Below are 14,829 nucleotides of genomic sequence, written 5' to 3' on the forward strand. Positions count from 1 at the left end.
ACAGTTTTAACCACTACAAGTATGATAAAATCTTTTCATCTAAGTCGCAAGGGAGATGGTACTGGCTATATATTTTCTTTAATTATGGTAAAATAGTAAGAGAATAATGTGAGGAAATTGAATGTCAAGTAAGTTTGAAATTTTAATGAATCAACTAGGAATCTCTGATCAGCTGAGACAGGACCCTGCTCTTGTTGATGCAAGTATTGAGCGTGTTGTGGTTCATAAAATTAGTAAGGTCTGGGAATTTCATTTTGTATTTTCTAATATTTTACCGATTGAAATCTTTTTAGAGTTAAAGAAAGGGCTTAGTGAAGAATTTTCTAAGACAGGGAATCGAGCTGTTTTCGAAATCAAGGCGCTCTCTCAGGAATTTTCTAATGAACTCTTGCAGGCCTACTATAAGGAGGCTTTTTCTGAAGGTCCGTGTGCTAGCCAAGGATTTAAGTCTCTTTATCAGAATCTGCAAGTTCGTGCGGAGGGAAATCAACTCTTTATTGAAGGTTCAGAGGCGATTGATAAGGAACACTTTAAGAAGAATCATCTTCCTAATCTAGCAAAGCAACTTGAAAAGTTTGGTTTCCCAGCCTTTGTATGCCAAATAGAAAAGAATGATGCCCTTACACAAGAGCAGGAGGAAGCCTTCTATACGGAGAATGAACAAATTGTACAGGCTGCCAATGAAGAGGCTTTGCGTGCTATGGAACAACTGGAACAAATGGCTCCTCCTCCAGTAGAAGAGAAACCAGCCTTCGATTTTCAGGCTAAAAAAGCTGCGGCTAAGCCAAAACTAGATAAGGCAGAAGTTACCCAGATGATCGACGTGACAACTGAGGAAAATCGTCTAGTCTTTGAAGGGGTCGTTTTTGATGTGGAACATAAAGTGACCAGAACTGGTCGCGTTTTGATCAATTTTAAAATGACGGACTACACTTCAAGTTTTTCAATGCAAAAATGGGTTAAGAATGAAGAAGAAGCTCAGAAGTTTGACATCATTAAGAAGAATTCTTGGCTCCGTGTTCGTGGAAATGTGGAGATGAATAACTTTACACGCGATTTGACCATGAACGTTCAGGATGTGCAGGAAGTGGTGCATCATGAAAGAAAGGATCTCATGCCAGAAGGTGAGCGACGTGTCGAATTTCACGCCCATACTAACATGTCGACCATGGATGCACTACCCGAGGTCGAGAAAATCGTTGAGACAGCTGCCAAATGGGGTCACAAAGCGGTAGCAATTACGGACCATGGCAATGTCCAGTCCTTCCCACATGGCTATAAGGCAGCCAAGAAAGCGGGAATCCAGCTGATCTATGGAATGGAAGCTAATATTGTTGAAGACCGAGTTCCTATCGTTTATAACGAAGTGGAGATGGACTTGTCAGAAGCGACCTATGTGGTTTTTGACGTGGAAACGACGGGACTTTCAGCCATCTATAATGACTTGATTCAGGTTGCGGCCTCTAAGATGTATAAGGGGAATGTTATTGCTGAATTTGATGAATTTATCAATCCTGGGCATCCCTTGTCAGCCTTTACTACAGAGTTGACTGGAATTACAGATGATCATGTCAAAAATGCCAAACCACTAGAAAAAGTTTTGCAAGAATTCCAAGAATTCTGCAAGGATACGGTCCTAGTCGCCCACAATGCCACCTTTGACGTTGGCTTTATGAATGCCAACTATGAGCGTCATGGTCTGCCTAAGATTAGCCAGCCAGTCATCGATACGCTCGAGTTTGCTAGGAACCTCTATCCTGAGTATAAACGTCATGGTTTGGGACCTTTGACCAAGCGTTTTGGTGTGGCACTGGAACACCACCACATGGCTAACTACGATGCGGAAGCGACTGGTCGTTTGCTTTTCATCTTTATCAAAGAGGTAGCAGACAAACATGGTGTGACCGATCTAGCTAGACTAAACATTGATTTGATTAGTCCAGATTCTTATAAAAAAGCTCGGATTAAGCATGCGACCATCTATGTCAAGAATCAAGTAGGTCTAAAAAACATCTTTAAGCTGGTTTCTTTGTCCAATATCAAGTACTTTGAAGGGGTACCACGGATTCCGAGAACGGTTCTAGATGCCCATCGGGAAGGTTTGATTTTAGGTTCAGCCTGTTCAGAGGGTGAAGTTTTTGATGCAGTCGTTTCCCAAGGTGTGGATGCGGCGGTTGAGGTGGCTAAGTATTACGACTTTATCGAGGTCATGCCACCTGCCATCTATGCGCCATTAATTGCCAAGGAGCAAGTCAAGGATATGGCAGAACTCCAGACCATTATCAAGAGTTTGATAGAGGTCGGAGACCGTCTTGGCAAGCCTGTTCTGGCTACGGGAAATGTCCATTATATCGAACCGGAAGAAGAGATTTACCGTGAAATTATTGTCCGTAGTTTGGGCCAGGGGGCTATGATTAACCGAACCATCGGTCATGGTGAACATGCCCAACCAGCTCCTCTTCCGAAAGCTCATTTTCGAACGACTAATGAGATGTTGGATGAATTTGCTTTCTTAGGAGAGGAGCTAGCACACAAGCTAGTTATTGAAAATCCCAATGCCTTGGCAGAAATTTTTGAGCCTGTTGAGGTTGTTAAGGGTGACTTGTACACACCTTTCATTGACAAGGCTGAAGAAACGGTCGCTGAGCTGACCTATAAGAAAGCTTTTGAGATTTATGGAAATCCTCTGCCAGATATCGTTGATTTGCGGATTGAAAAAGAATTAACTTCTATTCTGGGGAATGGATTTGCCGTGATTTATCTGGCTTCCCAGATGCTGGTGCAACGTTCCAATGAACGGGGCTACTTGGTTGGTTCTCGTGGATCTGTCGGCTCTAGTTTCGTTGCGACTATGATTGGGATTACGGAGGTTAATCCTCTTTCTCCTCACTATGTCTGTGGTCAGTGTCAGTACAGTGAGTTTATAACTGATGGTTCTTATGGTTCCGGTTTTGATATGCCTAATAAGGACTGTCCAAAGTGTGGCCACAAACTCAGCAAAAATGGGCAGGATATTCCGTTCGAGACCTTCCTCGGTTTTGATGGGGACAAGGTTCCCGATATTGACTTGAACTTCTCAGGTGAAGATCAGCCAAGCGCCCACTTGGATGTGCGTGATATCTTTGGTGAAGAATATGCCTTCCGTGCGGGAACGGTTGGTACGGTAGCTGCTAAGACTGCCTATGGATTTGTAAAGGGCTACGAGAGAGACTATGGGAAGTTTTATCGTGATGCAGAGGTGGAACGCCTTGCTCAAGGTGCTGCCGGTGTCAAGCGGACAACAGGACAACACCCGGGGGGAATCGTTGTTATTCCTAACTACATGGATGTCTACGATTTTACGCCTGTCCAGTATCCAGCGGATGACGTGACGGCTGAATGGCAGACCACTCACTTTAACTTCCACGATATCGATGAGAACGTCCTCAAACTCGATGTGCTGGGGCATGATGATCCGACCATGATTCGGAAATTGCAGGATTTGTCTGGGATTGACCCTAATGAAATCCCTATGGATGATGAAGGCGTGATGGCCCTCTTTTCTGGGACGGATGTACTTGGGGTGACGCCGGAGCAAATCGGAACGCCGACGGGCATGCTGGGAATCCCAGAGTTTGGAACAAACTTTGTACGTGGGATGGTAGACGAAACGCATCCGACGACTTTTGCGGAATTGCTTCAGCTCTCAGGTCTGTCCCACGGTACTGATGTGTGGTTGGGAAATGCCCAGGATTTGATCAAGCAAGGAATTGCGGACCTATCAACCGTTATCGGTTGTCGGGACGACATCATGGTTTACCTCATGCATGCGGGTCTCGAGCCTAAGATGGCCTTTACCATCATGGAACGGGTACGTAAGGGATTGTGGTTGAAGATTTCCGAGGAAGAGCGAAATGGCTACATTGAAGCCATGAAAGCCAATAAGGTACCAGAGTGGTATATCGAGTCCTGTGGGAAAATCAAGTACATGTTCCCTAAGGCCCATGCGGCAGCCTACGTTATGATGGCCTTGCGTGTGGCCTACTTCAAGGTTCACCATCCGATTTATTATTACTGTGCTTATTTCTCTATCCGTGCCAAGGCCTTTGATATCAAGACTATGGGAGCGGGCTTAGATGCTATTAAGCGAAGAATGGAAGAAATCGCTGAAAAACGGAAGAACAATGAAGCTTCTAATGTGGAAATTGATCTTTATACAACTCTTGAGATTGTCAATGAGATGTGGGAACGAGGTTTCAAGTTTGGCAAACTCGATCTCTACCGTAGTCAGGCGACAGAGTTCCTCATCGATGGGGATACCCTCATTCCGCCATTTGTAGCAATGGATGGTCTGGGAGAGAACGTTGCCAAGCAGTTGGTACGAGCGCGTGAAGAGGGAGAATTCCTTTCCAAAACAGAACTACGCAAACGTGGTGGCCTCTCATCAACCTTGGTTGAAAAGATGGATGAAATGGGGATTCTGGGCAATATGCCAGAGGATAACCAGTTGAGTTTGTTTGATGAATTTTTCTAAAATATAGGAAGAGGTTTTTATGAAACTTACCATTTCCGCTCAGGATAAGCCAGCGCAAAAGGTGTTTGATTATCAGCTGGATCTTGACCCTGATACGATTTTGAGAATGACCGCTTTGATTTGCGGTACGGTGGCAACGGTTAGCTTGTTGTCCTTATTTAAAGAGAAATAACAAAAGAAAAGGAAGAATAGAATGGTTTTACCAAATTTTAAAGAAAATCTAGAAAAATATGCGAAATTATTGGTTGCGAACGGAATTAACGTGCAACCTGGTCACACCTTGGCTCTCTCTATCGATGTGGAGCAGCGTGAGTTGGCGCATTTGATTGTGAAAGAAGCTTATGCCTTGGGTGCGCATGAGGTTATCGTTCAGTGGACAGATGATGTGATTAACCGTGAGAAATTCCTCCACGCGCCGATGGAGCGTCTAGACAATGTGCCAGAATACAAGATTGCTGAGATGAACTATCTCTTGGAGAACAAGGCTAGCCGTCTTGGGGTTCGTTCTTCTGATCCAGGTGCCTTGAACGGAGTGGATGCGGACAAGCTTTCAGCTTCTGCTAAAGCGATGGGACTTGCCATGAAGCCAATGCGTATCGCAACTCAATCCAACAAGGTTAGCTGGACTGTAGCAGCTGCAGCAGGGCTTGAGTGGGCTAAGAAGGTCTTTCCAAATGCTGCGAGCGATGAAGAAGCAGTGGACCTCCTTTGGGATCAAATCTTCAAAACTTGCCGTGTCTACGAAGAAGATCCAGTTAAGGCTTGGGAAGAACATGCAGCAATCCTTAAGAGCAAGGCGGAAATGCTTAATAAAGAACAATTTTCAGCTCTTCACTACACAGCTCCAGGGACAGATTTGACACTTGGCTTGCCGAAGAATCACGTTTGGGAATCAGCTGGAGCAGTCAATGCACAGGGAGAAGGATTCTTGCCAAATATGCCAACAGAAGAAGTCTTTACGGCTCCTGACTTCCGTCGTGCAGAGGGCTATGTAACCTCTACAAAACCACTTAGCTACAACGGAAATATCATCGAAGGCATTAAAGTAACTTTCAAGGATGGTCAAATCGTAGATATCACTGCTGAGAAGGGTGATCAGGTCATGAAAGACCTTGTTTTTGAAAATGCTGGCGCGCGTTCCTTGGGTGAATGTGCCTTGGTACCAGATCCAAGTCCAATTTCTCAGTCAGGTATTACCTTCTTTAATACCCTTTTCGATGAAAATGCGTCAAACCACTTGGCTATCGGTGCTGCCTATGCGACTAGCGTTGTTGGTGGTGCAGAGATGAGCGAAGAAGAGCTTGACGCTGCAGGACTGAACCGTTCAGATGTTCACGTGGACTTTATGATTGGTTCGAATCAAATGGATATCGATGGTATCCGTGAGGATGGAACACGCGTACCACTCTTCCGTAATGGAGACTGGGCAATTTAAGGAGAAGCTATGCTTGGAAGTATGTTTGTTGGTCTCCTAGTGGGGCTCTTAGCAGGTGCTTTGACCAATCGCGGAGAAAGCATGGGATGCTTTGGGAAGATGTTTCTCGGTTGGATTGGTGCCTTTCTGGGTCACCTGCTCTTTGGGACTTGGGGACCAATTCTAGCGGGAACAGCTGTTATTCCTGCTGTTTTAGGTGCCATGATTGTCTTAGCTATTTTCTGGAGACGGGGAAGTTAAGTTCCTAAAACTAAATCTGAAAAGAAAAGGAGGTTGGTCATTGAGCCAGCCTCCTTTTGAGTATGATATAATAGTTCTATGAGATTAGATAAATTTTTAGTTGCCTGCGCTGTAGGGAGTCGGACTGAGGTCAAAAACTTGCTCAAGGCTGGGCGCGTGATGGTAAATGGTAAAAAAGAAAAATCAGCTAAATTGCAGATTAATGAAGAAAGAGATGAGATTCGCTTTGATGGCCAAGTGCTGGAGTACGAGGAGTTTGTCTACTACATGATGAACAAGCCCCAAGGAGTCATTTCAGCGACTGAAGATTCCAAGCATAGAACGGTTCTAGACTTGCTGGATGACTTGGCGCGGACCAAGGAAGTTTTCCCAGTAGGGCGCTTGGATATTGATACGCATGGTCTTCTGCTCTTGACCAATGACGGCAAACTAGCTCATGCTCTTCTTTCACCAAAACGTCATGTGGATAAGACCTATCTGGCACAGGTCGAGGGAGTTATGACCCAAGAAGACGTGGAGACATTTGCCAAGGGCATTCTGCTCAAGGATTTTACCTGCCAGCCAGCTAAGCTGGAGATTGTGTCGGTAAATCTAGTAAAGAATCAAAGTCTGGTTCGCGTGACCATTGCTGAAGGGAAGTTCCATCAAGTCAAGCGTATGGTGGCCTACTGTGGCAAGGAAGTGGTGGACCTGCAACGTTTGACGATGGGAACTTTAGCCTTGGATGAGAACTTAGAACGAGGAGAATGGCGTCGCTTGACCAAGGAGGAGTTAGAGGAGCTCCTTGCTAGTATTGCTTAGTTTGGATTATGTTAGAAAAGGTGAGGAGAATGTCCTTACCTTTTTAAGTTTTTCGGTTGCTTCATTTGTGAAAAGAGTTATAATAGACAGTAGAATAAAAGGAGGAATCTATGAACGCGATTCAAGAATCATTTACAGATAAACTATTTGCCAACTATGAAGCAAATGTCAAATACCAAGCGATTGAAAATGCTGCCAGTCACAACGGAATTTTTGCAGCCCTGGAACGTCGCCAAAGCCATGTAGACAATACACCTGTTTTCTCATTGGATTTGACCAAGGACAAGGTTACTAATCAGAAAGCGTCTGGTCGTTGCTGGATGTTTGCGGCTCTCAACACCTTCCGTCACAAACTCATCTCTCAATACAAACTTGAGAACTTTGAATTGTCACAGGCCCACACTTTCTTTTGGGATAAGTACGAGAAATCTAACTGGTTCTTGGAGCAAGTGATTGCGACTGCAGACCAAGAATTGACGAGCCGCAAGGTCAGCTTCCTACTCCAAACTCCACAACAAGATGGTGGTCAATGGGATATGGTCGTTGCCCTCTTTGAGAAATATGGTGTCGTGCCTAAGTCTGTTTATCCTGAGTCTGTTTCATCTAGCAATAGCCGCGAGCTCAATGCCATCCTTAACAAATTGCTTCGCCAAGATGCTCAAATCTTGCGTGACTTGCTCGCTTCTGGTGCAGACCAAGCGACTGTTCAAGCTAAGAAAGAAGACCTCTTGCAAGAAATCTTTAACTTCCTTGCTATGTCACTAGGTCTTCCACCGCGTAAATTTGACTTTGCTTATCGCGATAAGGATGATAACTATCAAAGCGAAAAGGGTACCACGCCACAAGAGTTTTACAAGAAATATGTTGACCTTCCTCTAGAAGATTATGTTTCTGTTATCAATGCTCCGACTGCTGACAAACCATACGGCAAATCTTACACAGTTGAGATGTTGGGAAATGTGGTTGGTAGCCGTGCAGTTCGCTACATCAACGTTCCAATGGAACGCTTGAAAGAATTGGCGATTGCCCAAATGCAAACAGGTGAGACTGTTTGGTTTGGTTCAGATGTCGGCCAGCTTAGCAACCGCAAAGCTGGAATCCTTGCGACAGATGTTTATGACTTTGAATCAAGTATGGATATTCAACTCACTCAAGACAAGGCTGGACGTTTGGACTACAGCGAAAGCTTGATGACTCACGCCATGGTCTTGACAGGTGTGGACTTGGACGAAAATGGCAAATCAATCAAGTGGAAGGTTGAAAACTCATGGGGAGACAAGGTCGGTACAGATGGTTACTTTGTTGCCTCAGACTCTTGGATGGATGAATACACTTACCAAATTGTTGTCCGTAAGGAATTGCTGACAGCAGAAGAAAAAGCTGCCTATGAAGCAGAACCAATCGTACTTGCACCATGGGACCCAATGGGAGCCTTGGCAGAATAAAGCTATAGAAAAGAGGTTAGGGGAATCCTAGCTTCTTTTTAAGTTCTTCTTGAAGTGGCGATAGATGATGCTTGCCAAGGGAGTTCTTCTTATTTTGAGTCTTTAAGTGACAGAGAAAAAGATATGTGTTACTATAGTAGTACAAAAGGATATTGGAGTATAAATGAAGTATTTAAGTAGCCAAGACATCAAGAATCGTCAACGAAACATCAGCGATATTAAACCTTATAAAACAACCAAGGAAATTGTCGTTTCAAATATCTTTACCTTCTTTAATGCCATGAACTTGGCTCTGGCAGTTCTGGTAGCTACAACCTTGCGATTTGAAAATATGCTCTTTTTAGGTGTGATTGCTATCAATACAGCCATTGGGATTTTTCAAGAAGTGCGTTCAAAAAATGCCTTAGAAAAGCTAAGTTTGCTTGGTAAAAGTAAGTACAGAGTCAATCGAGATGGTCAAACGATTGAGATTGATCCAGAGGACATCGTTCTGGGTGAGTATCTGCATCTTAATCTGGGTGACCAGGTGCCTGTCGATGCAGAAGTACTTGAAGGAAATATTGAAGTGGATGAGTCCTTGCTGACTGGTGAGAGTGATTCGGTCTTTAAAACAGCGGGTGACAAGCTGATGAGCGGAAGCAATGTCGTCAGCGGTACTTGTCTGGTCACGGCGACGGCTGTGGGACAGGATAGCTACATCAACAAACTCGCAAAATCCAGCAAGGAATTCAAAAAATACCCTTCTCAGCTACGCGATTACATGGATAAGATTTTAAAAATCGTCTCTATTTTGCTGGTGCCAGTTGCGATTCTGCTCTATGTCAGAGGTTTCAGTCTAGGGCGGACTTATGTTGAGATTGTCTTGGGAAGTTCTGGTGCCTTGGTCGGCATGATTCCGGAGGGGTTGATTCTCCTGGTCAGTGTATCCCTTGCGGTAGCGGCCATGAAGCTGGCTAAAAAGAAGGTTCTAGTGCAGGAGCTATACTGTGTGGAGACCTTGGCGCGAGTAGATGTTCTTTGTTTTGATAAGACAGGAACTATCACGACGGGGAATATGAAGGTCCAAGAAATGGATACGAAACTGGCAGAGAAACTGTCTTCTTATCTGGCTTATTTTGAGGATGAAAATGCAACTTCGCGCGCTCTGAAGACTTACTTAACGTGTGAGAAAAAGTGGGAAGTTCAAGAAGTCGGTGCCTTTTCAAGCAAAAACAAGTATTCCTTTGTCCAAGTAAAAGAGGGTGGGACCTATTTCTTCGGAGCCTATGAGTTTTTAGGCTTTACCCAGCCAATGGGTACCTACTATGAACATCTGAAGCAGCAAGGTTTTCGAATCTTGACACTTGCTCATAGCAAGGACCACATCACGAGTCCAGCCAATATGGAACTACTAGGGCACGTCGTTTTGTCGGATGAGATTAAGGACAATACCAAGGAAACCTTCGACTATTTCGAATCTCAAGGTGTTGAAGTGAAGATTATCAGTGGTGATAATCATGTAGCTGTATATGGGGTGGCTCGTAAAGCAGGTTTTAAGGAAGAAGCCCGTGCGATTGATATGACCAAGGTGAGCGATGATGACTTTGAAAGAGTGGTCTTGGAACACGATATATTTGGACGTGTGACACCTGAACAGAAGCAAAAGATGGTGACCGTTTTGCAAAAGGCTGGTAAGACAGTTGCCATGAGTGGTGATGGAGTTAATGATGTTTTGGCTCTCAAGAAAGCAGATATTAGTTTTGCTATGAATGGCGCCACCAGTGCAGCCAAAAGTGTATCCAATATTGTTTTCCTGACAGATGACTTTGCAGTATTTTATGATATCTTGATGGAAGGACGCCGTGTCATCAATAACATCCAAAAGGTAGCCTCTCTTTTTCTAACAAAGACCTTCTTCTCCATCGTTTTTGCCATTTTGAGTGTGGTATTTGGTTTGGAATTTGCCTTTATCCCCATTCAGTTTACAATCATTTCAGCCATTACGATTGGGATTCCATCTTTCTTCCTAACTTTTGAGTCCAATAAAGAAAAGGTCAGCACACATTTTATGCGAGATATTTTGACCAATGCTGCGATTGGCGGTGGCATTCTGGTTGCTAGTGTACTCCTGACTAACTTCTTTATCACTGTCCCAGGTCAGGTTAAATTTATTTGCTTCCTCCTTGCTTTGGTCAATGGTCTGTGTCTAGTTGCCAAGATCAGCATTCCCTTTAATCGATACAAACTAGCCTTGCTCACACTTTTGAGCCTTGCAGCCCTTGTTGGCGTACTTGCCAATACCTTTATCCTGCAAGGAACTTTTGTGCCTTTAGAAACCAGCCAAGTCGTCTATGTAGCCAGCCTAGCAGTGGCGATTGGAGGCTTGCATTATCTTACTAGGAGAAAAAGTTGATACACAAAAAGAATCAGGTTTATTACCTGATTCTTTTTTATTTATATTCTCGATGGTTTACATGATACCGAAGAAACGAGCTGCAATACCTACTGCAAAGAGAGCAAGGATGATTGCGATTGGTGATACTTTTTTCTTAAGCAGCCACATGCAAAGGAAAGTAAGGAGAAGTCCCATCAATCCTGGAATCAATGAGTTCAACTGACCTTGAAGGGTTTGTGGTTGAATCTTATCTAAGCTCAATCCACCAAGTGCTTGACCAAGGATACCTTTCAACTCAGCACCTGATACAGGTCCTTCTGGGAAGTTGATGTAAGCACCTTCTGCCAATTGTTTACCTGGAAGGTTCACAGTAAAGTTGATAGACACCCAACGTTGTACAAGAACGGCAAGGATGAACATACCAAGGATAGATGCTCCTTTAGTGATGTCTTTCAAGATACCACCAGACATGTCTTTAGTGATTTCAGATCCAGCTTTGTAACCGAACTCTTGTGTATACCATAGGAAGGCCATACGGATAGCATTCCATCCGAAGAAGAAGAGAAGAGGACCAACAATGTTACCAGATGCAGCAAGTGATGCACCAAGGGCTCCAAGGATAGGACGAACTGTAAACCAGAATACTGGGTCACCGATACCAGCAAGAGGTCCCATCATACCGATCTTAACCCCTTGGATAGCTGCGTCGTCGATTTCAACACCGTTAGCGCGTTCTTCTTCAAGTGCAAGAGTAACCCCCATGATAGGAGCAGCTACGTATGGGTGAGTGTTGAAGAACTCAAGGTGACGCTCAAGAGCAGCCGCTTGGTCTTCTTTTTTAGTGTACAATTTTTTGATAGCTGGGATCAATGAGTAAGCCCAACCCAAGTTTTGCATACGTTCGTAGTTCCAAGAACCTTGAAGGAATTGTGAACGCCACCAAACTTTTTGACGATCTGATTTTGATAATTGAATTTTTTCAGCCATGATTGTTCCCCTTTCTAGTAGTCTTCTAGGATATCACCGATTGGGTCGTTAGAAGTCGCAGCTCCGCCGCCACCGTTTCCACCTTGTTTTGTAAGATTAAGGTAGATGAAGGCAAGGGCAACCCCGATGACACCAAGGGCAATCAAAGTCAATTGAGAGATGGCTGCAAGAGCGAAACCGATAGCGAAGAATGGCCATACTTCACGAGTCGCCATCATGTTGATAACCATAGCGTAACCAACGGCAACAACCATAGCACCACCGACAGCCATACCACCATTCAACCATTCTGGCATTAGGCCAAGAGCGTCTTTAACAGCAGAAGCTGGGATAGCGATAAGGAAGGCTGCAGGGATTGCAATACGAAGACCTTGAAGAACAAGCGCAAAGTAGTGAGCGCGTTCGACAGCTGCAATGTTTCCTTCTTTTGCAGCTGCGTCAGCAGAGTGAACCAAGGCAACTGAGATTGTACGAACAATCATTGTCAAGAAAAGTCCAGCTACGGCAAGAGGGATAGCTGTTGCAGTTGCAACGGCGATACCTTCAGTAGTAAAGTTACCACCTTTAATCAAGATGATCGCTGCGGCAACAGATGCAAGAGCAGCGTCAGGAGCTACGGCAGCTCCGATGTTTGCCCAACCAAGGGCGATCATTTGGAGAGATCCACCAAGCATAACACCTGCTTCGAGGTTACCAGTTGCAAGTCCGATAAGGGTACATGCGACGATTGGTTGGTGGAATTGGAATTGGTCGAGGATACCTTCAAGACCTGCAAGGAAGGCAACAACTACAACCAAGATAGCAGAAATGATTGAAATATCTGACATGGTTTTATTCCTTTTCTATTTAATTTTAATAAAGTATTTAATCCTGTTTTCAAAAATGATAGAAACAGATTAAAATTATTGAACGTTTGCTTTGTTAATCAAGTCAAACAAATCTTTTTTCGTGTCGTTTGGTACTTTACGTACATCAAATTCAACACCGAGGTCACGCATTTTTTCAAAGGTTGCAACATCGTCTTTGTCCATAGACAAAACGTTGTTAATCATTGTTTTACCTGTTGAGTGAGCCATAGAACCAACGTTAAGGGTTTTGATTGGCACGCCACCTTCGATAGCACGAAGTGCATCTTGTGGAGTTTCAAACAAGATAAGGGCATGAGTGTCACCGAAACGTGGGTCTTTTGCAACGTCGATCAATTTTTGGATTGGAACAACGTTTGCTTTTACTCCGTTTGGAGCTGCTTGTTTGATCAATTCTTTACGCAAGTCGTCTTTTGCAACGTTGTCTGAAGCAACGATGATACGATCTGCTTTTGAATCTGGTGTCCAAGCAGTTGCAACCTGACCGTGAAGCAGACGAGTGTCTAGACGAGCAAGGTTGATCTTCAGTTTACCGTCACCGATAACTGTTCCTTCTGGAATAGCAGCTTGGGCAGTAGGAGCAGCTGCAGCACTTGCAACTTCCTCAACTGGGTTAAGCTCTTCTGGAAGAGCCTTGATGCCATCTTTGGCTTCTTTAATGATATTCGCAGCGACTTTTTCCACACCTGCAGTAGCGTCCATAAGGCGCTCTGTGTAGGCTTGGATCAACATCGGCAAGTTCAGTCCTGTAATGATGGCAAATTTACGTTCTGGATTTTCTCCCATCACGCGGCTAGCTTGGTTGAATGGAGATCCACTCCAAAGGTCAGCCAATACTAGAACCTCATCTTCTGCGTCAAATGTAGCAACAGCGTTATTGATCTTAGCGTATAGATCATCTGGACCTTCGTTTGGCATAAAGGTTACAACTTGAACCTTTTCTTGTTCACCAAAGATCATAGATCCGGACTGATGAATACCCGCAGCAAATTCGCCGTGGCTCGCAATAATGATTCCGATACTCATTATTGTCATTCCTCCTTTAAAATGTTTGACTGTGTGTTTAAGAAAACTTTAAGTCTAACTTTAAGTATAAACCGTTTTCAAACAAAAATCAACCATTTCTTATAAATATGTATTGGTTTTCAATGAAAACCCGCTTACAAAATGTTAATATATAAACCTTTTGTAGAAATGTTTAAAAAGATAAGGGAGTAATTTAATATAAAAAAATGAAAACAGGTCGATTAATTGAAAAATTGTGAAAATCAAAAAAGCTAGCACAAGCTAACTTTTTGAGTGTCATAGGAACAAATCTTGTAGGGTATGGGCAACACCATCTTCATCATTTGTCAGAGAGAGTTGCTCATCTGCATATGGTAGTAAATCGGGATTGGCATTTTTCATGGCATATCCCTTGCCTGCAAAAGCCAGCATTTCGGTGTCATTGTGTTCATCTCCAAAGGCAATCAAATCTTGTTTGTCACGGTTCATAACATTGAGCAAGTATTCTAAGGCAAAGGCTTTGTTGACCCCTTTTGGTGTACATTCGAGAATGTTGAGGGGCCCTCCCCAGGTATTGATTGCTAGTTGGTGTTGGTAAAAACGATTCATCTCATCTGCTAGCGCGTATTTATCATCGACTCTTGTTTGCAAGAGGATACAGTTAGGGTCCTTGGTCACCAATTCAGATTTGAATTGATTTTCTGGTTGGAAATTTTCTACACCAAATAGTTTGGGATTTGCAATTTCTTCATTAGGAGCCGTGATATAAAATTTCTTGCGGTATTCTCCTGCAATAAAGTCGGCTTGGATATCCTCTTTGCGTTTGACCATGTCTAAGAGGTATTTTTTGTCCAAGGTCAAGCACTTTTCATGCGTCCAAGCACGACCTGGCAGATGGGTAAGGGAACCATTGAAGTTGATCATAGGTGTGTGCAACTCTAGTTCCTGATAAAATTCTTTTGCCATACGGTAAGGGCGCCCAGTAGTGATGATGACATGGTGGCCTTTTTCAGCAATTCGTTTAATTGTGTTTCGAGTAAAATCTGAAATCTTACTCTCTGAGTTGAGCAGGGTTCCGTCCAAATCAACGGCGATAATTTTTTTAGTCATATAAACCTTCCTAGTACATTCCAGATAAGATGTCTACTATTATATCAAAAAGA

Annotated in this window: 11 protein-coding genes; 7 read left to right on the plus strand and 4 right to left on the minus strand. The window is 43.7% G+C overall.

The features are described 5' to 3' along the window. Positions 1–121: 121 nt before the first annotated feature. The 7 genes from B7705_RS05760 (at position 122) to B7705_RS05790 (ending at position 10,826) form a co-directional block, all read left to right on the plus strand. Positions 122–4,513: a PolC-type DNA polymerase III gene (locus B7705_RS05760; protein WP_084948382.1), complete on the plus strand. Its 4,392-nt coding sequence runs from the start codon at positions 122–124 to the stop codon at positions 4,511–4,513. A gap of 19 nt (positions 4,514–4,532) precedes the next feature. Further along, positions 4,533–4,685: a hypothetical protein gene (locus B7705_RS09825; RefSeq protein WP_049477769.1), complete on the plus strand. Its 153-nt coding sequence runs from the start codon at positions 4,533–4,535 to the stop codon at positions 4,683–4,685. Positions 4,686–4,706: 21 nt separating this feature from the next. Beyond that, complete coding sequence (locus tag B7705_RS05765; protein ID WP_084948383.1) at positions 4,707–5,948, plus strand: aminopeptidase; 1,242 nt, start codon at positions 4,707–4,709, stop codon at positions 5,946–5,948. A 9-nt stretch (positions 5,949–5,957) separates the two neighbouring features. Beyond that, the gene (locus B7705_RS05770) at positions 5,958–6,188 is read left to right on the plus strand and encodes a GlsB/YeaQ/YmgE family stress response membrane protein (RefSeq protein ID WP_084948385.1); all 231 of its coding nucleotides are present in this window, start codon (positions 5,958–5,960) and stop codon (positions 6,186–6,188) included. 78 nt (positions 6,189–6,266) lie between these two features. Then, positions 6,267–6,989, plus strand: a complete 723-nt coding sequence (locus B7705_RS05775; RefSeq protein ID WP_084948387.1) for a pseudouridine synthase — start codon at positions 6,267–6,269, stop codon at positions 6,987–6,989. Positions 6,990–7,099: 110 nt separating this feature from the next. Beyond that, positions 7,100–8,434, plus strand: coding sequence for an aminopeptidase C (gene pepC / locus B7705_RS05785; protein ID WP_084948390.1), 1,335 nt, complete (start codon positions 7,100–7,102; stop codon positions 8,432–8,434). A 163-nt stretch (positions 8,435–8,597) separates the two neighbouring features. Continuing rightward, the gene (locus B7705_RS05790) at positions 8,598–10,826 is read left to right on the plus strand and encodes an HAD-IC family P-type ATPase (protein WP_084948391.1); all 2,229 of its coding nucleotides are present in this window, start codon (positions 8,598–8,600) and stop codon (positions 10,824–10,826) included. Between the two features lie 57 nt (positions 10,827–10,883). Here the strand turns inward: B7705_RS05790 and B7705_RS05795 are convergent, their stop codons facing one another. From B7705_RS05795 to B7705_RS05810, 4 genes are all read right to left on the minus strand, one after another. Next, a complete protein-coding gene (locus tag B7705_RS05795) occupies positions 10,884–11,795 on the minus strand; it encodes a PTS system mannose/fructose/sorbose family transporter subunit IID (RefSeq protein WP_084948393.1) in 912 nt (303 codons plus the stop codon). Positions 11,796–11,809: 14 nt separating this feature from the next. Next, complete coding sequence (locus B7705_RS05800; RefSeq protein WP_084948395.1) at positions 11,810–12,622, minus strand: PTS mannose/fructose/sorbose transporter subunit IIC; 813 nt, start codon at positions 12,620–12,622, stop codon at positions 11,810–11,812. 75 nt (positions 12,623–12,697) lie between these two features. Beyond that, complete coding sequence (locus B7705_RS05805) at positions 12,698–13,687, minus strand: PTS sugar transporter subunit IIB (RefSeq protein WP_084948396.1); 990 nt, start codon at positions 13,685–13,687, stop codon at positions 12,698–12,700. A 276-nt stretch (positions 13,688–13,963) separates the two neighbouring features. After that, entirely contained in the window at positions 13,964–14,776 is an 813-nt protein-coding gene (locus tag B7705_RS05810) for a Cof-type HAD-IIB family hydrolase (RefSeq protein ID WP_084948398.1), read from the minus strand. Positions 14,777–14,829 lie beyond the last annotated feature (53 nt).

Source organism: Streptococcus oralis subsp. dentisani (assembly GCF_002096685.1).
In the GTDB taxonomy this organism is placed as follows: domain Bacteria; phylum Bacillota; class Bacilli; order Lactobacillales; family Streptococcaceae; genus Streptococcus; species Streptococcus oralis_AD.

What these genes read in the sequence shown, in the direction of transcription:
- B7705_RS05760 (WP_084948382.1), top strand. Translation starts at nt 122, where the DNA reads ATGTCAAGTAAGTTTGAAATTTTAATGAATCAACTAGGAATCTCTGAT.
- B7705_RS09825 (WP_049477769.1), top strand. Translation starts at nt 4,533, where the DNA reads ATGAAACTTACCATTTCCGCTCAGGATAAGCCAGCGCAAAAGGTGTTT.
- B7705_RS05765 (WP_084948383.1), top strand. Translation starts at nt 4,707, where the DNA reads ATGGTTTTACCAAATTTTAAAGAAAATCTAGAAAAATATGCGAAATTA.
- B7705_RS05770 (WP_084948385.1), top strand. Translation starts at nt 5,958, where the DNA reads ATGCTTGGAAGTATGTTTGTTGGTCTCCTAGTGGGGCTCTTAGCAGGT.
- B7705_RS05775 (WP_084948387.1), top strand. Translation starts at nt 6,267, where the DNA reads ATGAGATTAGATAAATTTTTAGTTGCCTGCGCTGTAGGGAGTCGGACT.
- pepC (WP_084948390.1), top strand. Translation starts at nt 7,100, where the DNA reads ATGAACGCGATTCAAGAATCATTTACAGATAAACTATTTGCCAACTAT.
- B7705_RS05790 (WP_084948391.1), top strand. Translation starts at nt 8,598, where the DNA reads ATGAAGTATTTAAGTAGCCAAGACATCAAGAATCGTCAACGAAACATC.
- B7705_RS05795 (WP_084948393.1), bottom strand. Translation starts at nt 11,795, where the DNA reads ATGGCTGAAAAAATTCAATTATCAAAATCAGATCGTCAAAAAGTTTGG.
- B7705_RS05800 (WP_084948395.1), bottom strand. Translation starts at nt 12,622, where the DNA reads ATGTCAGATATTTCAATCATTTCTGCTATCTTGGTTGTAGTTGTTGCC.
- B7705_RS05805 (WP_084948396.1), bottom strand. Translation starts at nt 13,687, where the DNA reads ATGAGTATCGGAATCATTATTGCGAGCCACGGCGAATTTGCTGCGGGT.
- B7705_RS05810 (WP_084948398.1), bottom strand. Translation starts at nt 14,776, where the DNA reads ATGACTAAAAAAATTATCGCCGTTGATTTGGACGGAACCCTGCTCAAC.